The 18,899-nt window shown below is 67.4% G+C and carries 16 protein-coding genes; 8 read left to right on the top strand and 8 right to left on the bottom strand.

The features are described from left to right. The first annotated feature begins 161 nt into the window (after positions 1-161). Positions 162-1,451, top strand: coding sequence for an alpha/beta hydrolase fold domain-containing protein (locus tag C1A30_RS34710; protein ID WP_101952678.1), 1,290 nt, complete (start codon positions 162-164; stop codon positions 1,449-1,451). Here C1A30_RS34710 and C1A30_RS34705 read toward each other — a convergent pair. Together C1A30_RS34705 and C1A30_RS34700 are read right to left on the bottom strand one after the other, a co-directional pair. Further along, positions 1,430-2,668 (bottom strand): glycosyltransferase, encoded by a 1,239-nt coding sequence (locus C1A30_RS34705; protein WP_101953110.1) that lies wholly within the window; start codon positions 2,666-2,668, stop codon positions 1,430-1,432. The two genes, C1A30_RS34710 and C1A30_RS34705, sit on opposite strands and share 22 nt — an antisense overlap. Before the next feature lie 110 nt (positions 2,669-2,778). Then, positions 2,779-3,897 (bottom strand): adenylate/guanylate cyclase domain-containing protein, encoded by a 1,119-nt coding sequence (locus tag C1A30_RS34700; protein WP_101953109.1) that lies wholly within the window; start codon positions 3,895-3,897, stop codon positions 2,779-2,781. 39 nt (positions 3,898-3,936) lie between these two features. On the opposite strand from C1A30_RS34700, the gene C1A30_RS34695 reads away from it, so the two are divergent. Next, positions 3,937-4,428 (top strand): DNA-deoxyinosine glycosylase, encoded by a 492-nt coding sequence (locus C1A30_RS34695; RefSeq protein WP_101952677.1) that lies wholly within the window; start codon positions 3,937-3,939, stop codon positions 4,426-4,428. Here the strand turns inward: C1A30_RS34695 and C1A30_RS34690 are convergent. The 3 genes from C1A30_RS34690 to C1A30_RS34680 are packed head-to-tail and all read right to left on the bottom strand — an operon-like array spanning position 4,425 to position 6,921. Next, entirely contained in the window at positions 4,425-5,804 is a 1,380-nt protein-coding gene (locus C1A30_RS34690) for an amidase (protein ID WP_101952676.1), read from the bottom strand. The genes C1A30_RS34695 and C1A30_RS34690 overlap by 4 nt on opposite strands. A gap of 8 nt (positions 5,805-5,812) precedes the next feature. Beyond that, positions 5,813-6,625, bottom strand: a complete 813-nt coding sequence (locus C1A30_RS34685) for a helix-turn-helix domain-containing protein (protein ID WP_101952675.1) — start codon at positions 6,623-6,625, stop codon at positions 5,813-5,815. A gap of 17 nt (positions 6,626-6,642) precedes the next feature. After that, positions 6,643-6,921, bottom strand: coding sequence for a hypothetical protein (locus tag C1A30_RS34680; RefSeq protein ID WP_235010336.1), 279 nt, complete (start codon positions 6,919-6,921; stop codon positions 6,643-6,645). Between the two features lie 66 nt (positions 6,922-6,987). Here C1A30_RS34680 and C1A30_RS34675 point away from each other — a divergent pair, with 66 nt between their 5' ends. The 4 genes from C1A30_RS34675 to C1A30_RS34660 all read left to right on the top strand — a co-directional run bounded on the left by C1A30_RS34675 (position 6,988) and on the right by C1A30_RS34660 (position 9,550). Continuing rightward, positions 6,988-7,461 (top strand): glyoxalase/bleomycin resistance/extradiol dioxygenase family protein, encoded by a 474-nt coding sequence (locus tag C1A30_RS34675; RefSeq protein WP_101953107.1) that lies wholly within the window; start codon positions 6,988-6,990, stop codon positions 7,459-7,461. A 9-nt stretch (positions 7,462-7,470) separates the two neighbouring features. Next, a complete protein-coding gene (locus C1A30_RS34670; protein WP_101952674.1) occupies positions 7,471-7,908 on the top strand; it encodes an HIT family protein in 438 nt (145 codons plus the stop codon). A 5-nt stretch (positions 7,909-7,913) separates the two neighbouring features. Continuing rightward, positions 7,914-8,363: a nitroreductase family deazaflavin-dependent oxidoreductase gene (locus C1A30_RS34665; protein ID WP_369974202.1), complete on the top strand. Its 450-nt coding sequence runs from the start codon at positions 7,914-7,916 to the stop codon at positions 8,361-8,363. 104 nt (positions 8,364-8,467) lie between these two features. Continuing rightward, positions 8,468-9,550 (top strand): IS110 family transposase, encoded by a 1,083-nt coding sequence (locus C1A30_RS34660; RefSeq protein WP_200828214.1) that lies wholly within the window; start codon positions 8,468-8,470, stop codon positions 9,548-9,550. Positions 9,551-9,853: 303 nt separating this feature from the next. Here C1A30_RS34660 and C1A30_RS34655 read toward each other — a convergent pair whose 3' ends face one another. Both C1A30_RS34655 and C1A30_RS34650 read right to left on the bottom strand, forming a co-directional pair. Continuing rightward, positions 9,854-10,903 (bottom strand): LLM class flavin-dependent oxidoreductase, encoded by a 1,050-nt coding sequence (locus C1A30_RS34655; protein ID WP_101953106.1) that lies wholly within the window; start codon positions 10,901-10,903, stop codon positions 9,854-9,856. Positions 10,904-10,910: 7 nt separating this feature from the next. After that, a complete protein-coding gene (locus C1A30_RS34650) occupies positions 10,911-11,729 on the bottom strand; it encodes a uracil-DNA glycosylase (RefSeq protein WP_304442206.1) in 819 nt (272 codons plus the stop codon). A 73-nt stretch (positions 11,730-11,802) separates the two neighbouring features. On the opposite strand from C1A30_RS34650, the gene C1A30_RS34645 reads away from it, so the two are divergent. Continuing rightward, positions 11,803-13,029: an MFS transporter gene (locus C1A30_RS34645; RefSeq protein WP_101952671.1), complete on the top strand. Its 1,227-nt coding sequence runs from the start codon at positions 11,803-11,805 to the stop codon at positions 13,027-13,029. A gap of 54 nt (positions 13,030-13,083) precedes the next feature. After that, positions 13,084-15,690, top strand: a complete 2,607-nt coding sequence (locus C1A30_RS34640; protein WP_369974201.1) for a LuxR C-terminal-related transcriptional regulator — start codon at positions 13,084-13,086, stop codon at positions 15,688-15,690. Here the strand turns inward: C1A30_RS34640 and C1A30_RS34635 are convergent, their stop codons facing one another. Beyond that, entirely contained in the window at positions 15,691-18,846 is a 3,156-nt protein-coding gene (locus tag C1A30_RS34635; RefSeq protein ID WP_101952670.1) for an adenylate/guanylate cyclase domain-containing protein, read from the bottom strand. Positions 18,847-18,899 lie beyond the last annotated feature (53 nt).

Below are 18,899 nucleotides of genomic sequence, written 5' to 3'. Positions count from 1 at the left end.
ACGGCAGATCGCGTGCCGATAAAAGGGCCACAACTCCTCCGGCGAGAAAAACAACACACATATCCCGCACCACGTCGGAAGACTCGGCACCGTCGAAAGGTGACGACGCGGATCTGAAATCTGAGGCGGCGCCGATCGCAGACGACGCGCCCGTCGCGAGCGTGTCAGCGGCGAAACCTCGCACGCATCAACAGATCTCACCGCGGGCGGATTCCGATCCGGTCGATCCCGCCAAACCCGCCGCCGTGTCCCCCGATGTGGTGGGGCTCGTCACCGGCGCGCTCAGTCCGTCAGCCGCCGACGATGGGCCGGAAGCACCGGCCGGTGCGCCGGCGGCGTGGTCGCTGTTGGCGTTCGCGCGACGCGAATTCGGGACCGCTCTGGCGCCGCGGTCGGTGACCGACGCAAAGGTCAGCCTTCCGACGACGAGCCAGGCGCGCGTCGTTGACCCCTCCGCCACGGAACCGGCCACGGATCTGCAGGCGCAGACCGTGCAGAACTCGTTGACCTATACCGGCCCGCCAAACCTGATCGACAAGCTGATCGTCTCCGGCCTGCGGGTGGCGCGCGATGTCTTCCATTTCTTCGGCCTGGATTTCGGCGGGATCGTCGGCACGTTGCTGTCCAGCCAGGACCCGCCGTTCTTCCTGGCCTTCGGGCTGGACGCGCGGAAGACGCAGTACGAGATTTCGCCAGGAAACGTCTGGAAGGTTTGGACATTCACGCCGCCTGATCCGACGGACAAGGCCGTCATCGCCATCCATGGCGGGGCCTCCATCCTCGAACCGAACATCGAGCACTGGATCGACTACACCCAGATGGCCCGCAACACCGGCGCGACCGTCGTCGTGCCGATATACCCGCTGGCGACCGGCCCCGAGGGTGCCATCCTCAAGGTGCAACCTGTGATGGCGGACTTCATCTCCCAGCAGATCGACAAGTACGGCGCCGAGAACGTCAGCATCTACGCCGACTCGGGTGGAGTGACCCTCGCGTTCGGGGCGGTGCGCGACCTGATCCTGCGCGGCGATCCGGTGCCGGCCAGCATGGTGCTCCTGTCGGGCCAGGCAAATTATTCAGCGAACTACAACCCCGACATCTACCTCATCGACGACCCATTCTTCGATATCAACCACCTGGAATTCTATGTGGACAACAGTCACGCATGGGACGGCATCACCGACGGGGAGGACCCGCGGATCAGTCCGTTGTTCATGGAAACCGAAGTGCTGCAAGCGCTTCCGCCGACGACGATGTATGTCGGAGGGGTCGAGTTCCTATTGCCCGACAATCTGCTGCTGCACCAGCGCGCGGTCGACATCGGCGCACCGATCTCGATGGTGGTGGGCGCCGGATTGCCCCACGACTGGCCGCTCGGCGGCCTGCCTATCTATTCGAAGACCGCGGTGGTGCGTCGCGACATCTACCGTCAGCTCGGCTTGCTGACCTGAGACCCACCGGCTCGGGCGAGCGCAATCAGCCGCTCCGCGGCGACCGTCGCCCCGTCGGTGCGGACCAGACCGGCCACCTCGATTGCCCGCGCGCGGGTCCCGGGCGCCAGCGCCGTCGCGAGCGCCGACGACAGCGAGTCGACCGTCGGCGTCGGGCCGTCGTGGGCGGCACCGATGCCCAGTTCTGCGACCCGGCCTGCCCAGTACGGCTGGTCCGCGAACTGCGGGACGACGACCTGCGGCACACCGGCGCCGGCCGCCGTGGTCGTGGTTCCCGCGCCGCCGTGGTGTACGACGGCGGCCACCCGCCGGAACAGCGCTTGGTGGTTCACCTCGCCGACGGCCAGGCAGTCGTCGCCGTCGTCGGTGAGGTTCCGGTCGGCCCATCCGCGGCCGATCACCACGCGGCGGCCGTGCCTGCGAATCGCCTCGATGGCCACCGAGGCGAGGTCTGCCGGGGCGCGGACGCTACCCAGGCTGACGTATACCGGCGGCTCTCCGGCGTCCAGGAAGCCGGCCAGATCGGCAGGCAGCGGACGATCGTCGGGCAGCATCCACGCGCCGGTCTGCACGACGTCCAGACACGGCGAACCGGGCCACGGCGCCAACACCGGATCGGTCGCCAGCCACGGCTGATCGGTGAAGACATGCTCGCGGACATCGTCGACCGGCGGCAGACCGAGTGCCACGCGATGGGTGTTGAGCGGTTCGCGGTACAACGCATTGACGCGCTCGGCGTCGATCTGCCAGAGCACCCGGTTGTCCGTCTCGCCGGGCGGAAACGGTTTACCGGGCCTCGGTAGCGGCGCGCGATCTGGCGACGGAAACGAACCCGTATGGAAGGCCGCGAGCACATACGGAATTCCCCGCTTCTCGGCGACCGACCGCACGCCAGCAGGCATCAACCCCGTCGCCAGCACCGCGTCACACCCCTCGGCGGCTGGACCCACCGTTTCGAACTGCGCGGCTACCAACGCCGCCGCGACGCGCGGGGCGTCGGCGGGTGTCGACGGTTTCGCCCCGTCCTTTCCGTGCACGAGCGCCCGCACCGACAGGCCCGCAGGCACCATTCCGACACCGACGCGGGCCGCCATCTCCGCGAAGTCCGGAGGTGCGCACAGCAGCGCTTCCGCGCCCAGTTCCTGCAGTCGCACCGCGAGACCCAAGAGTGGTTCGACGTCCCCGCGCGATCCCCACGTCGACAACAACACACGCAATTTCACTGCCCTCATTCCCGAATTTTGGCTTCGGGCAGGCATTTTCAATCACAACCGGGGTCTTGCCGCAAGCCCCCCTATGCGCTATAGATTGAGAGTGGGAGGGGAAATCAATCGCCCGCCCGTCGTGCGCGGAACAGCTTGACCTCCGACTTGATCCCTTTCAGACGCCGCGCTCCGGCAAATGACCACGTGAACCGGTCGTCCTCGCCGATCGCCTCGCGCGCCGATTCCGACGTCAGTACGGATCCGGGCCGCGCTGCCCCGGTGACGCGGCTGGCGAGGTTCACCGAACTACCGAACCAGTCCCCGGCCCTGCTCACCGCCATGCCGGTGGCCATCCCCGCGCGCAGACGGGGCAGATCCTCGTCACCTTCGGTGGCATCGACGAGGCTCAGCACCGCGTCCAGGAGGGCGGCGGGCTCCGGACTCACGAACATCACCTCGTCGCCGATGGTCTTGATGAAGCGCACCGGCGGGACCGCCACCTCGTGCGCCAGATCGGCCAGCCGATGAGCCAGTTGCTCCAGATCCTCCGGCGGCACCGCTTCGCCGAGCCGGGTGAAGCCGACGAGATCCGCGAACGCGATCGTCACGAGGCGGGCGCCGGGAAGACGTTGCCCCTCGGCCCGCTCGCGCGCGGTGACGGCCTCGGTCTCCATCTGGTGACGCAGTTGAAACCGCAGCATCTCCTCGATCATCGGGCCGAGCATGGGGGCGATTTCCCGCAGCAACGCCTCGGAGTTCTTGGCTATCTGGAGTTCCGTCGCCGTGGGGTCCACCAGCGACGCCAGCACGGCGTATCGCATCACCTCGGTGGTGCGCGACAATCCTTCCGCGAGCACCCTGGTGATCTGAACCAGATGGTCAGGACCGATGCCCAGATCGATGGCCTTTTGCGCGAACGAGGCGGCCTGGGCGTCGGCGCGCAGCAGCACGGGCGCATCGGGATCGTCGACGGTCGGCAGTCCCATGGCGCGCTGGATGCGCTCGAGGACGTCGAGGTCGATACCGGTCTTCTCGCTGGCCTCTCTGGCGGAGACATAGACGCCGTCGTCGCCGAGGATGCGACGGGACACCAGCAGTGCCGGCGTGTAGCTGTTCCGGATCTGCTCGACGGTGACGCCCTGCTCGAGCAGCCAGGGGATCAACTCGGCGCGCTCGTCGCGGGCTTTGCCCTCCAGACCGTCGAGCAGCCCGGACGCTTCGATGTCGAAGTCTTCGGCCACGGCCACAACGTATACCGCCGAGGTGGAATATTCGGGACCATGTCCACCGATCTGTACGGCTTCGCGCCGATCGTCGGCGACCGCACCCGAATACTGATCCTCGGCAACATGCCGAGCGTGATGTCGTTGGGCGCGCAGCAGTATTACGCCAATCCGCGCAACGCGTTCTGGCGGATCACCGGCGAGATCTTCGGGTTCGATGCGGGCGCGCCGTATGACGATCGAACGGCGGGCCTGACGGTGCACGGCGTCGCGGTGTGGGATGTGCTGAAGTCCTGTCGACGCGTTGGCAGCCTCGATTCGGCTGTCGAGCCGGACAGCATGGTGGCCAACGACTTTCACGAGTTCTTCGCCGAGCATGCGGACATCGAGGCGGTGTTGTTCAACGGCGCCGCCGCCGAGAGGAACTTCAACCGGCTGGTGCGCGTCGCACCCGACTATCAATACCGGCGGCTGCCGTCGACCAGCCCCGCCCAGACCATGCGCTACGTCGACAAGCTGGCGGCATGGCGGGACGCCATCACGGGCTAAGACACCGGCGGGCGGCGCTGCGCCCACGGCCGGGCCTGCTCGATCTGCGCCCCCAGCGACAGCAACGTCGCCTCGTCAGATGGCCTGCCCACCAGCTGGATTGAGGTCGGCACACCGTCGCCGTCCAGATCCCATGGCACCACCGCGGCGGGTTGGCCTGTCACGTTGAACATGGCCTGGAACGGGACGCGCTGTGCCACGAGCGCCAATGTCGCGATCGCGCCTCGCCGCTGGTACGCCCCGACGCGCGACGGACCTGCCGCCGTACCGGGTGTGACGACCACGTCGACGTCGTCGAAGATCGACAGCACACGTTCGGCCACTTGGCTTTCCGCGCCGCGGATGGCGTTCATCCGCCGATCCGAGATCAACGCGCCGATCCTCGCAAAGGCGCGAGTGCGGCGTTCGAGCCGACCCGGGTGTGGCAGCGTCGCCACGTCGTCGGCCACCCCACGGAAGTACCGCGGCAAACCCTGCCCGTACACCCCCGACGGCGGATAATCGGGATCCCGCGTCACCACCTCGTGACCCAGTTCCCGCAGCAACACGCCCGCCTCCTCGACCGCGGCCCGCTGCGCCTTACCGACGCGCGCGGTCAGCGGCGGAGGAACCTTGGTGCTCAACGCAATCCGCAACCGGCCGGGCGGACGGTTGGCTGCCGCCACGAAGTCGTTGCCCGGCGCCGTCGCGTCGAGAAACAGCGCGGCGTCCTCCACCGTCCGCGCCATCGGCCCGTTGACGCTCAACCCGTTCCACGCGTCGTCGTGCGGCGCCAGCGGCACCCGGTCGCGCTGCGGCTTGATCCCGAACAGCCCGCACCACGTCGACGGAATCCGGATCGACCCCATGCCGTCGGACCCCAGCGCCATCGACGCCAACCCGGCCGCCACCGCCGCGCCGCTGCCACCGCTACTGCCGCCCGCCGTGTAGTCGGTATTCCATGGATTGCGGGTGGCACCATACGTGACGGTCTCGGTGAACGAGTAGATCATCATCTCGGGCACTGCGGTCTTGCCGATGATGACCGCGCCTGCGTCCCGCAGTCGTCGCACCGCCTCGGCATCCTGCCCCACGGCGGGCCCGTGTGCGGCGGTGCCGTAGGTCGTCACTTCACCGGCGACGTCCACGTCGTCCTTGATGGCGATCGGCACGCCGAGCAGCGGCAACCGCTCCCCCGCAACCAACCGGGCCTGCGCGGCGGCGGCCTCCTCTCGAGCACTGTCGGTCAGCACCACGCGGTATGACCTCAGCTCGCGGTCGATCCGGCGGATCCGGTCGAGGTAGACGTCCAGCAGGGCAGGCGCCGTGATGACACCGTCGGCGAGCAGCCGGGCCTGCTGAGCGGCACCGGCGAACGCGAGCTCATTGCTGTCCACGCAGTCTCCTAACTTCCATGGGCCGCAGCGTATTCACCCGGTGTGGTGCCCAGCATGGCGCGGAAGTCGTTGATGAAGTGCGCCTGGTCGTACCAGCCGAGCCGAACCGCCAGGTCGGCATGGTCGATGCCCGGAGTGCTCTCGATCTCGAGTGCGGCCTGCTGCAGCCGGTACCGGCACAGCACCCATTTGACCGGCACACCGACGTAGCGGCGGAACACCCGCTGCGTGGTCCGCGCGCTCCACGGCGAGAACTGCATCACCTGCTCCACCCGGTGCAGCCGGTCGTCGTCGCGGATCCGTTCCACCAACGGGCGCAGCAGCGCGTACGTGTCGTCAAGCGGCGCTTCGGATCCGATCGCGGATTCCATTGCCGCCACACAACTCTCGACGTCCTGCGGGGCATCGGTCAGCAGTTCCTCGGCGCGCTCCACCCGGCCGGTCAACGATGCGGCGTCGCGGCCGTAGCGGGCCGTGAACCCACCGGGGTGGAAGCGGGCCCCGACGACGGTGCCGGTACCGCGGATCGTCGTGCGGAAGACTCGCTCCACCACCCCGTGCAGCAGCACGGCGGGCAGGGCGTGGCCATGCCGCGTCCCGTCATCGCCCCACTCGTTCGTCAGGTGCACCGCGGGGAACGTGATGACCGTGCTGTCGAACGGGTCGTCGAGGTCCCAGTGGACCGACCAGTAGTGCTCGACAAACCGGGCGGCATCGCCCGACGGCGCCCAGCGTTCGAGGTCGAACACCGAGGTGGACGCCGCACGACCGACCACACCGCGTTCGGGTGCGGCGTGTGCCACGACGTTGCGAGCACCCATACAGACCAGGCTACGAACTAGTCGATGCGGATCACGAAGGTTCCGTCTTCGTCGCGCTCGACCTGACGGTCGTTCGCGTTGACCCAGACGAGCGGATCACCCGGTGACCCGACGAATGCGTTGGTCATCCCTCCGCCAGGCGACAGATAGGCGCTCCACTGCTCGCCCGGCGAGAACACGGTCAGTAGTTCCTCGCCGTTTGCCCGGCGGATCGAGAGCGTATGGCCGTTGTCGTCCTCTTCGGTGTCTTCGGTGTCGTCGGTCAATTCGTCTTCGAAGTCGGCATCGTCAAGCACGCCGATCAGCCTAGCCAGTCGCGTTTTTCCAATACCGTCCGAGCGACGCCGCGCGACGATGCCGATATGAGTAGCAACGCAATTCCGGAGGGCTACACCAGCCTGACCCCGTTTCTCTGCGTCGATGGTGCGGCGGCCGCGATCGACTTCTACGTGTCGGTGTTCGGCGCCAAACTGGTCGACCGAATGGACGGCCCCGACGGCACGGTCGCGCACGCCGAACTCGACTTCGGCAACGGCCGCCTGCAACTCGGTGACCCGGCGGAGGCCTATCAGATCGCCGCACCAGACCCGGCGGCACCGGCCACCCACTCGGTGGCCCTCTACTGCGAAGACGTCGACGCAGTCGTCGCCAAGGCCGAGCAGGCGGGAGCGACCATCCGCGAGCCTGCGCAGACCTTCGTCACCGGCGACCGGTTCGCCTCGATCCTCGACCCGTTCGGTCAGCGCTGGACCGTGATGACCCGCGTCGAGGACGTCTCCGCTGACGAACGCGACCGCCGCTTGGCCGAGTGGGCCAAGGAAAACGTCGGTGGCTAACGTGGCGGAATGTCCTGTGTTTTCTGTGCGATCGTCGCCGGCGACGCTCCGGCCATCCGGATCTACGAGGACGACGACTACCTGGCAATCCTCGACATCCGCCCGTTCACCCGCGGTCACACGCTGGTCATCCCCAAACGCCACACCGACGACCTGACGGACACGCCGCCGGACACCGTCGCCGACCTGGTGCGCATCGGTCAGCGGATCGCCCGCGCCGCGCGCCGGTCGGGGCTGCACGCCGACGGCAACAACGTCGTCATCAACGACGGCAAGGCCGCATTCCAGTCGGTGTTTCATATCCACCTGCATGTGCTGCCCCGGCAGAACGGCGACAAGCTGTCGTTCGCCAAGGGCATGCTGCTGCGCAAGGATCCGGATCGCGAAGAGTCCGGGCGGTTGTTGCGCGAGGCCCTAGCGGAACTGGACTCGGCTACGCAAGACTGAGCCACATGAGTGGGATGCCCGCATGGGAGAAGTACATCGGCCTGCCGTTGCTGATGTTGCACGACAAGATCTACAAGGGCACGAACGGCCGGATCGGACACCGCATCCTGCCCGGCACCCCGCCGAACCTGCTGCTGCACACCGTCGGCGCGAAGACCGGGATCCAACGGACGAATTCGCTGACCTACGCCAAGGACGGCGACAACTACCTGGTGGTCGCGTCGAAGGGCGGCGACCCCAAGGCGCCGGGCTGGTATCACAACCTCAAAGCCAATCCCAACATCGAAATCAATGTCGGCCCAAAGCGATTCGCGGGGACCGCGAAGCCGGTACTACCGGAGGACCCGGACTACGCGCGACTGTGGCAGATCGTCAACAAGAACAACGCCAACCGGTATGAGGGGTACCAGAAGCGCACGTCGCGACCGATCCCGGTGGTCGTGCTGCAGCCTTAGCGCCCTAGATCGTATGGGGAGGCTGGGGCCTCACTGCATGTGAACGTGGGTTGCCGACAGGAATCGGGTCCTGGCCGGTAGAGCCACAGATGTAGGAGGCCCCAGTGATACGTGAGCGTACGAGTGTTGGTTTGGATGTGCACGCACGTTCAGTCGTTGCGTGCGGTTTGGATCGGGAAACCGGTGAAGTCGTTGAGCGGCGGCTGACACCGGACCATCGCGGCATCCTCTCGTGGATCGAGGGTTTACCGGGACCGGTGGCGGTGACCTATGAGGCCGGTCCGACCGGATTCTGTCTGGCACGGGCCCTGGAGGCGGCGGGGATCGAGTGTCAGGTCGCGGCGCCCTCGAAACTGATCCGCCCGGCCGGGGATCGAGTCAAGACCGATGCTCGCGATGCCGCGCATCTGGCTCGGCTGTTGCATCTCGGTCAGATCACCGCGGTCACGGTCCCCACCGCTGAGCAGGAAGCGGCCCGCGATCTGGTGCGGGCACGGGAAGACTGCCGCGGCGATCTGATGGCCGCGCGGCACCGGCTGTCGAAACTGCTTCTGCGGCAGGGAATCGTGTATTACGACGGGAAGACCTGGACCGGACGTCATGAGGTGTGGTTGCGCCAGCAACGTTTCGACAGGCCTGCATTGCAGTTGACCTATGACGCTGCGTTTGACGCCATGACGGCGTGTGTGGATCGACGGGAACGGTTGGAGGCAGCGATCGAGGCACTGGCCGCCGATAGCGAGTTCACCCCCGTGGTGCGACGGCTGGGATGTATCCGCGGGATCGCCACGCTGACGGCGTTCGGGTTGGCGACCGAGATCGGGGACTGGCACCGGTTGTCTGGCCGCACCATTGGTGCCTACCTGGGCCTGGTCCCGTCCGAATGCTCTTCCGGTAGCAGTCGAGTACAGGGCGAGGTGACCAAGACCGGCAACAAGCACGTACGACGGCTGCTGGTCGAAGCGGCGTGGCACCACCGCAGCCCGTACCGGCCGGGGCCGATGTTGCGTCGTCGTTGGGATCTGGCGTCCCCGGCGGCACGGGCTCGCGGACAAGCCGCCAACCGACGCCTGCATCAGCGGTGGACCAATTTCGATCAACGCCGGAAACGTTCCGTGGTCGCCAACATCGCGGTGGCCAGAGAACTGGCCGGCTGGTGCTGGTCGCTGGCGGTACTCGACCAGTAGCCAGCCCACGGCGTCCAGATGACGAACTCGGCCGGTGACGGCAAGCGTCTCGGAGTGATCCGCGTCTGTTCTATGAGCAATTGCGTTGCCCAGCAACATGATCACGCTCGACCCTAGATGGCGGCCAACTCCGACTCGAAGTCCCGATCCTGCGGTAACCAACCCGCGCATATCAGACTGACAACGCGTCGACACGACACGCTCGACACCACCGACACACTCATCTGGTCAACGAAGCGGCGGCCGCGGCGACGGTCGCGGCCGCCGCTTCACCCTGCCCATATTGACAATCACCACGCCATATCAGAACAACTCCTTGGCCAGCAGCTCGAGAGTGACGTCGCGCGCCGGCGCCGTCGCGGGATCCGTCCCGCGGTGCGCCGACGCGACCGGGTTGACCATCACCTCGTCGACGTCGAACTGCTCAGCCAGCGCGCGCACCTGCTCGGCCGCCTCCGTCGGAGTGCCAACGACCGCGCGCTGCAGCGCGCCCTCGACCACGCGCTGTGCCTGCGGCGTCATCACCTGACGCTGCGCGTCCTCCACCAGATCCAGCGCGCCGAGCGGTTGACCCGTCCGCAGCCTGCCCATCATCTGCAGATTCGGCAGCAGCAAAGCCATTGCCTCGTCCCGGGTTTCGGCCACCACCGCGTTGACGGTCAGGAATGTCAGCGGTTCGGGCGCCAGGTCGCTCGGCCGGAACTCCGACCGGTAGACCTCCAACGCCTCGGCGGTGCCCTGCCCCGAGAAGTGATGTGCGAACACATACGGCAGGCCCTTGGCCGCGGCCAGGTGCGCGGAGTACATCGACGAGCCAAGCAGCCACAGCTTCGGTTCTGAGGCCGCCGCCGGTGTCGCCTTGAGGATGTAGTTCTCGCGCATCAGGTCCCGCGGTAGCGGCACCCGCACGCCGCGGGTGCCCATCAGCGCGACCACGTCGTCGAGATACTGCGGGAACGCCTCGATGTCCCTGTCGTCGCGGCCCGCCGCGCCGCGCAGCGCCAGCGACGTGACCGGATCGGAGCCCGGCGCCCTGCCGATCCCGAGGTCGATGCGCCCGGGGTGGGCCGCCTCGAGCAGGGCGAACTGCTCCGCGACGGCCAGCGGCGCATGGTTGGGCAGCATCACCCCGCCCGACCCGAGTCGCAGCTGCGACGTCTGCGCGGCCAGGTGCGCGATCAGCACCGGTGGGCTGGTGGCGGCCACCGCAGGCATGTTGTGGTGTTCGGCGATCCAGTAGCGGGTGTAACCGAGGCGGTCGGCCGTCTGTGCGAGGTGCGTGGTCGCAGCCAGGGCATCGGACGTCGTCTGGTCTGTGCGCACCGGCACCAGGTCGAGAACGGAAAGTCGCATGGACATCTCAACGCCTCCGTTGCGCTGCTCGTTCCCGGGCCAGCGCGAAGATGTCGTCGAGCATCTGCGGGGTCAGCCTGCCGGTGAACGTGTTCTGCTGACTCGGGTGGTAGCAGCCGATCAGCGTCACCTCACCGAGCGTGGCCGTCGCGCCGTGCCCGAACTTCGGCGCCGGTGTCGGCGCGCCGCCCACCATCTGCAGCGCGGCCCGCCAACCGAAACCGCCGAGCGCGATGATCACCCGCACCTCGGAGCCGATCAACCGCCACTCGGCGTCCAGCCAGGGTGCGCACGTCACGCGTTCGGCAGGCGTCGGCGCATTGCCCGGCGGGGCGCATCGCACCGCAGCAGCCACCCGAGTGTCGTTGAGCATCAACCCATCTGCAGCATCGACGCTTTCGGCCTGATTCGCCAGACCTGCCCGATGCAGTGCCGCGAACAGGAAGTCACCCGACCTGTCACCGGTGAACACCCTGCCGGTGCGGTTGCCGCCGTGCGCGGCAGGCGCCAGGCCGGTGATCAATATGCGTGGCCGCGACGACCCCCAACCCGGAATCGGGCGACCCCAGTACGGCTGGTCGGCGAACGACTTGCGCTTGACGACGGCCACCTCTTCGCGCCACTCGACCAGGCGCGGGCAGGCGCGGCACACCGAGATCTCCGCGTCCAGCTCATCGACGGTCCTGACCGCGGCCGCCATCGACACGACCTGCGCCTGCGTGCGCGCCACTGCGGTGCGGGCGGTGGCGGGATCACCGGGCCAGCCAGCGCCGGGAGGGACAGGCGAATCGAACAGCGCGCCGGTACGCGGATGGGCCAGTTTCACCCCACCACTGTGCACGCAGACCGGAATCGACGCGGGGCGGGCTGGGTCGCTGTTAGATTCGCGGCGATAACCCATGATGACCGGCAAGCGCGGCCCCCTGTTCGTCATTCTGTTCGCCGCGCTGATGGCCGGCGCCGGAAACGGTATCTCGATCGTGGCGTTCCCCTGGCTTGTGTTGCAGCGCAACGGTTCCGCGCTGAGCGCATCGATCGTGGCGATGGCGGGCACGCTGCCGCTGCTGGCCGCGACGCTGATCGCCGGTGCCGCCGTCGACTATCTCGGCCGCAGGCGGGTGTCGATGATCTCCGATGCCCTCTCGGCGATGTCGGTCGCGGCGGTGCCGGTGCTGGCGCTGACGTTCGGGGCGAATGTGATCAACGTCGGGGTGCTGGCCACGCTGGCGGCGCTCGGCGCACTATTCGACCCGGCCGGGATGACGGCGCGCGAGACGATGCTGCCCGAGGCGTCCGCCCGCGCCGGGTGGACGTTGGACCACGCCAACAGCGTCTACGAAGCGATCTTCAACCTGGCCTACATCGTCGGGCCCGGTATCGGCGGCCTGCTGATCGCCACACTGGGCGGCGTCAACACCATGTGGGTCACCGCGGCGGCGTTCGTGCTGTCGATCGCGGCGATCGCCGGCCTGCGGTTGGAGGGCGCAGGCAAGCCGGACCGTGCGGCGCTGCCGGAAGGGGTGTGGGCAGGCATCGTCGAGGGTTTGAAGTTCGTGTGGCACAACAAGGTGCTGCGCACGCTGGCCATCGTCGACCTGACCGCCACCGGGCTGTACATGCCGATGGAGTCGGTTCTCTTCCCGAAGTACTTCACCGATCGCAACGAACCGGCGCAACTGGGGTGGGTGCTGATGGCGTTGAGCATCGGCGGTCTGGTCGGCGCGCTGGGCTATGCGGTGCTGTCGAAGTACTCGCGCAGGCGGACCGTGATGTTGACCGCGGTCCTGACGCTGGGCGTGGCGATGACGATCATCGCGTTCCTGCCGCCGCTGCCGGTGATCCTGGTGCTGTGTGCGGTGGTCGGGTTGGTGTACGGGCCGATCGCGCCGATCTACAACTACGTCATGCAGACCCGCGCACCCCAGCATCTGCGGGGCCGGGTGGTCGGCGTGATGGGCTCGCTGGCCTACGCCGCGGGGCCGTTGGGCCTGATCGTCGCAGGTCCGCTGGCCGACGCGGCAGGCCTGCATGCCACGTTCCTGGCGTTGTCGCTGCCGATGCTGGTGCTCGGGCTGGCCGCGATCGTCATGCCTGCGTTGCGGGAGCTGGACCGGCAACCGGAGTAGATCGGATCGTCGTGTTTGCGGTGCGGGGCTCGGTCGGCGTTTTAGGCTCTTGATGTGCGGTTGAAGTGGCCATTGATCGGCCGCTCCGAGGAGATGCAGACCATCGTGGCGGCCGTGACGGATCCAGGCCTGGCGGGCATTTTGGTCAGCGGGCCCGCAGGTGTGGGCAAAAGCCGCATCGTGCGCGAGGGGCTGGCGTCGATCGCGGCGCAGGGGTTTGAGCCACGCTGGGCGGTCGGCACGATGTCGGCGCGCAAACTGCCGCTCGGTGCGTTCGCGCCGTGGACCGGTTCGGCCTCCAACGACCGGCTCCAACTGGTGCGCAGCGTCATCGACTCGGTGACGGCCGCGCCGGCGGGCACCAAGGTCGTCCTGGGCGTCGACGACGTCCATTTGCTCGACGAACTGTCGACCTTCGTCCTGCAACAGATCGTGCAGCGCGACGCCGCCAAGGTGGTGCTCACGGTCCGGGAGGGTGAACGCGTCCCCACCGAGATCTACGAGATATGGCGGGGCGGCCAGTTCGACCGCCTGGACTTGCAGCCCCTTTCGGCTGACGACATCAACCAATTGCTGGCCGAAGCGCTCGGCGGACCGGTAGATCCCGACGCGGCGACCAGGCTGTGGAAGCTGACCCGCGGCAATGCGCTGTATTTGCGCAACATCGTCGAGCAGGAGATCGCCGACGGCCGGATCACGCAGCAGAGCGGCTTCTGGCAGTGGATCGGCGAGCCCTGTATGCCAAGGGGCCTCGTCGAGTTGATCGAGTCCCGCTTCAGCGGGCTGTCGCACACCGTCGGTGAGGTCGTCGACGCGCTGGCGGTCGGAGAACCGCTGGGGATGTCGACGCTGCGGCGGATCGCGGATCCCGATGCGATCGAGGAGGCACACGTTCGCGGCCTGATCACGGTCGACGAACTCGACGACGAGCTGGAGGTGCGGCTGGCTCACCCGCTCTACGGTGAGGTGCGACGGGCCCGCTCACCGGAGACCAGGTTGCGACGACTGCGCGGACGGGTCGCGGCGGAACTGGCGGCGACACCGGGCAGCGACGAGATGAGCATGGTCGTGCGCCGGGCCTCGCTGATTCTCGACTCCGATCTGACGCCCGACACCGAGCTGTTGCTGAAGGCGGCTGGCGGCGCGGTCTGGGTTGGGGATCTTCGGTTGGCCGACCGGTTGGCCAAGGCTGCGATCCGCGCCGGCGGCTCTCCGCGGGCGTATTTCCTTCGCGCGCATGCGTTGTCGTGGTTCCCGGCCGGCGCTGAGGCCGAGGCCGTGTTGGCGGAGTTGACTGGGTTGGAGCTGACTGACGACGACCGCGGTCGACTCGCCTACATGCGCGCCCTGAACATGCTGTGGGCGGTCGGCGATGCCACGCGCGCGAAACAGATCATCGACGACGCCGCGCACGGTGCGTGCCCTCGGCTGTGGATCGACGCCTTCCTCACCGTGTACTGGTTTGCTCTCGATCAACCACAGGAAGCGATCGCAGCGTCGAAAAACCTTCTGCTGGAGAACCTCCCGGCGGTCGCGGGCGCCGAGACGGCGTGGGCGCTCGCGGTGGTGCTTGCCGACACCGGAAAGGCTGCCGAAGCGGCGGCCGTCGCGGACACCGGCTACGCCTTGGCCGCACGCTTTTTCGACTCGCCGCAGATGCGGTTCAACATCGCCGACGCGCACGTGAGCGCTCTGCTGTTGACCGGCGAGTTCACGCAGGGACTTGCGGTGGCGCAACGGGTCCGCGAGCAGGGCGCCGAGCTGCCGGGTGCGGCGCAACTCGTGGGCACGGCGATCGCCGGTCGCGCCGCACTGTTCGCGGGCCAATTGGACGAGGCGTGCACCTTGTTGGGGACCGCGGCGCCTGCGCTGTCCGCATCCGGGAACGAGATGGGTTGGGGGTACCGCTACCACGTCCCCTATGCGACCGCACTGGCCATGCGTGGGGCCACCGATCAGGCGGCCGCTGTGCTGGATTCGCTCGCCAAGATTCGTCGCCCGTTCCGCAAGCTGGACTACGAGCAGAGCCTGGCGCGGGCATGGCTGGCGGCGGGCCAGGGCGCGCTGACCGAGGCGGTCACCACCGTGCTGTCGGCCGCGGAAAAGGCGAAGGCGAAGGACCAATTCGGTGCCGAAGTGATGTGCCTGCAGACCGCGGTGCAGTTCGGCGACGCGTCAGCCGCCAGCCGACTGGCCGAGCTGGCCTCGATGGTCGAAGGGCCGCGGGCCCCGCTGGCCGCCCGGTTCGCATCGGCGCTGGCAACGGCTGATGCCGCCGAATTATCGGTTATCTCAGAGGAATTCGAGAAAGCCGGCGACCTCGTCGCGGCGGTGGACGCCGCCGCGCACGCCTGCATCGCCTTCCGCCAAGGCGAACTGCGCGGATCGGCACTTGGCTGTTCGGCGCGGGCCGAGGCATTGGCACGGCGGTGCGGCGGCATCAGTACGCCGGCACTGCGTGAGGTCAGCGAGCCGCTGCCGCTGACGGGACGTGAACGGGAGATCGTGCGACTGCTCGGCTCCGGATATTCGACGAAGGAGGTGGCCGAGCGGTTGTGCGTCTCTGCGCGCACCGTGGAAGGCCACATCTACCGGGCGATGATGAAAACCGGCGCGGCGACCCGCGACGAGCTCGTCAAGATGGTGTTCCCCGACCGGTAGTCACGCCATTTGCGTGGCCATGGCGATGTGGCCCTCGAAGCCAAGCGATGTCGACATGGCGAGGTAACGGTCGCGGTGCTCGCGGTAGGTCGATTCGTCGCCTCGGGCACGAGCAACGAGGGCACGCAACCGCAACAACGAGATCTCGCGTCCTACCGGATCGATATGGCTGGGCAGCGCCGCCATCCGAGCGATCGCGGCCTCTGCCTCAACCAGGTCATCATTGGTGCCCCGCTCCAGTAGCGTCTCCACCAGCAAAGCTGTCGTGAGCACAAACGGCCAGAAGTACTCGGCGGTGTACACGTCATTTGTGACCGCCCGCAGTTGCGCCACCCCAGCGCCGACATCCCCCCGAAGTGCCATTTCGCGCCCGAGTAGCGCGTCGATACCCGGAATCAGATTGATTGCGTAGGAGTGGGATACACAGTCCCTGCGGAGTTCGATCAGCATGTCCACGCCGCGCTGGCGGTCGTCGGCTCCGTCGCGGTGCATCAATGCAACACACAGCGCGAAGCGCAGTAGCACGAATGTGACCTCGTCGCTGGCTCGCTCAGCGATCTGTAACGCCTCCTCGATTTCCTGCACCGCCTTGACGTCGGCCAGCAGCACACCGCGCGGAATCGCGAGGCCGTAGCTGAAGGCGAAAACGACCGCTTGGGCGCTCAGGTCCGTCGACCGGGCCATCCTCACCGCGCGTTCGAAGTCCTCCCGCCACCCCGGCTGGCCCAACGAAAAGCAAGCGGTGCCACGAAAGGCGAGTGCCGCGGAAAGTGGCGATGCGACGAAGAGATTGCCCATCTCCGGATCGCCCGCGGCGAGGTCGATCACTCGTTGCGACCACCGGAGCACATCACCCATTTCGCCCCGCTGGATCTTGGCGATGATGCCCGAGAAGGACAGTCCAACGGTGAGCACGGGATCATCCAGCGATTCGACGAGGCCCATGTACTCGGATGCCAGCTGCGAGGCCTCACGGATTCGGTTGCGTAACACGTAGACCGACACCAGGCCCGCCATGCCAACGGCCAGCGCCGACTTGTCACCCGCAGCGGTGCAGAGATCGCGCAACTCGTCGAAGCCAACGTCGGCGATGCCCGCGGCGGTGCGGTACGCGCTGCCGCACAACAGAGTGCGGGGGCCGATCCGCATCGCCATCCGGTTCGGGTGATCGGCGGGCAACCGGTCGGCCACCTGCCGTGCTCGCTGCCAGGCCGCCCTGGCCGCTGGATAGTCGCGATTGGCCAGCCACGTACCCGCTCGCATGTGGTACTGATACGCGTCGACCAGATCGCCCGCCGCCTCGAGGTGTTCGGCGATCAGCGCCGCGTTCTGGTCGTCCGAGCCGATCATGCCGGCCAGTCGCCGATGCAACTGGGCGCGATCGGATTTCAGCTGTGACTCGTAAGCCACGGCGCGGATCAGCGGATGCCGGAAGGCGTACTCCGGCCGCGTCGTGAACGTCACTTGATCGACCAGTTCCGCCGCGAGTAGCTCATCGAGCGACGGATCGACCTGCTGCAGGGCCGTGAGCAACTCGACGCCGAATCGAGACCCGATGACCGCCGCTGCGCTGAGTGTCCGCTTGGCCATCAGGCTGAGCCGATCGATGCGCGCGGCAATGGTCGCCTGCAGCGTTCCGGGCACGCTGACTTCAGTGGCGGGATCCTCACACACGTAGGCACCCCGGGCGCCCGTCAGCACGCCACGCTCGACCAAGTCACGCACGATCTCCTCGGCGAAGAACGGATTGCCAGCCGCGCGTTTGGAAATCGTTGCCGCAAGCGCGCCGACGGAGGGGTGGTCGCCAAGCAACTCTGAACTCAGCGCCGATATCTGCGAGTCGTCGAGCGGTTCAAGAGCCAAGGTCTGCGATCGTGTGGTGCGGGAGAGCGCCCCGTCGTATTCAGGTCGGTAGGTGATCACCACCAGCCAGTGACTTCTGGGAACCACTGCGAGAAATCCGGCGATCATCGACTCGCTGATCTCGTCGATCCAGTGCACGTCCTCGATCACCAGGACTGCCGGTGTGACACGGGCCAACGCCGCGGCGTTGACCATGGCCGTGAGGCGGCGACGGCGTGCGTCGGGATCTATCTGCGGCGCAGTGGCATCGGGATCGGCGATTCCCAACAGGTCATCGAGCAGGAGCAGATCGTCAGGGTCGGCGTCTGACAACCGCGCGCGCACCTGCCCCCGCGCCGCCGCGCTGTCTAGGTCGTTGAGCGCGATGACGGCACGCAGCACTTCCGTCGCCGCGTGGAACGGCACCTCGCTGGTATGCGATTCGCAGTAGGCGGTGAAGCTGTCCATCCCTCGACGGGTCGCCAGCGCTACCGCTTCGCCGACGATGCGACTTTTGCCGATGCCTGCGGGCCCGACGACGCCGACCACGCTTCCCTTCCCCTTGACCGCCTGGTCCAGAATTCCGCCGAGGGCATTCAGTTCCCATTCGCGGCCAACGAAGGTCGGTTCGACTCGACTCGTGTGTCGATGTGCTGCGACGCCGAGTAGGCAGCGAGCGACGACGGAACCATGGAATCCCTTGATGTCCATCGTTTCTGGTTCGCCCAGCGTGGCGACGTCTTCGACGAGCCGGGCGGTCGAGTCGCTCAGCATCACGCCACCCGCCGGCGCCACCGATTCCATCCGTTGCGCCATGCCGACCTGCTCGCCGATGACGGTGTATGTCGCTGTGCCCGAATCTATTTCACCGGCGATCACCTCGCCTGAATTCAGGCCGACCCGCAGTCGCAACTCGACGCCGTCGCGGTGCTCGACCTCGGCCGCCAAGACCCGCGCGTCGCGCTGAATGTCCAGCGCCGCCAAGCAGGCCCGGATGGCGTGATCCTCGAGCGCTCTCGGAGCACCGAACAACGCCATCACGCCGTCGCCGGTGAACTTGTCGACCGTGCCGCCGTAGCGTTGCACGACCGCGGTTGCCCGCCGAGCCAACTCGCCGACGATCTCCCGGAGCCGTTCTGGGCCCACGGCCGCCGCGAGGTCCATCGATTGAACGACGTCGGCGAACAGGACGGTCACCTGTTTGTACTCGGCACCCGCGTCAGGTGTCGTGATCGACGACCCGCACGCGTGGCAGAACCGGGCGTTTTTGAGCAGGTCGGTACCGCATGCGCTGCACGCCGTCGCTGCGGTCATCCCCCGACCTCCCCGTTCGCTCAGGATAAGCGCTTCTCGGTCTACACAGCTGC

The sequence above is a fragment of the Mycobacterium sp. 3519A genome (assembly GCF_900240945.1).
In the GTDB taxonomy this organism is placed as follows: Bacteria; Actinomycetota; Actinomycetes; order Mycobacteriales; family Mycobacteriaceae; genus Mycobacterium.
The sequence above is the reverse complement of the archived record's forward strand: the minus strand, read 5'-3'. Positions and strand labels throughout refer to the sequence as shown.

Coding starts and splice junctions, on each gene's coding strand:
- C1A30_RS34695 (WP_101952677.1), top strand. CDS start 3,937: ATGTCCACCGATCTGTACGGCTTCGCGCCGATCGTCGGCGACCGCACC.
- C1A30_RS34685 (WP_101952675.1), bottom strand. CDS start 6,625: ATGGGTGCTCGCAACGTCGTGGCACACGCCGCACCCGAACGCGGTGTG.
- C1A30_RS34675 (WP_101953107.1), top strand. CDS start 6,988: ATGAGTAGCAACGCAATTCCGGAGGGCTACACCAGCCTGACCCCGTTT.
- C1A30_RS34670 (WP_101952674.1), top strand. CDS start 7,471: ATGTCCTGTGTTTTCTGTGCGATCGTCGCCGGCGACGCTCCGGCCATC.
- C1A30_RS34665 (WP_369974202.1), top strand. CDS start 7,914: ATGAGTGGGATGCCCGCATGGGAGAAGTACATCGGCCTGCCGTTGCTG.
- C1A30_RS34655 (WP_101953106.1), bottom strand. CDS start 10,903: ATGCGACTTTCCGTTCTCGACCTGGTGCCGGTGCGCACAGACCAGACG.
- C1A30_RS34645 (WP_101952671.1), top strand. CDS start 11,803: ATGATGACCGGCAAGCGCGGCCCCCTGTTCGTCATTCTGTTCGCCGCG.
- C1A30_RS34635 (WP_101952670.1), bottom strand. CDS start 18,846: ATGACCGCAGCGACGGCGTGCAGCGCATGCGGTACCGACCTGCTCAAA.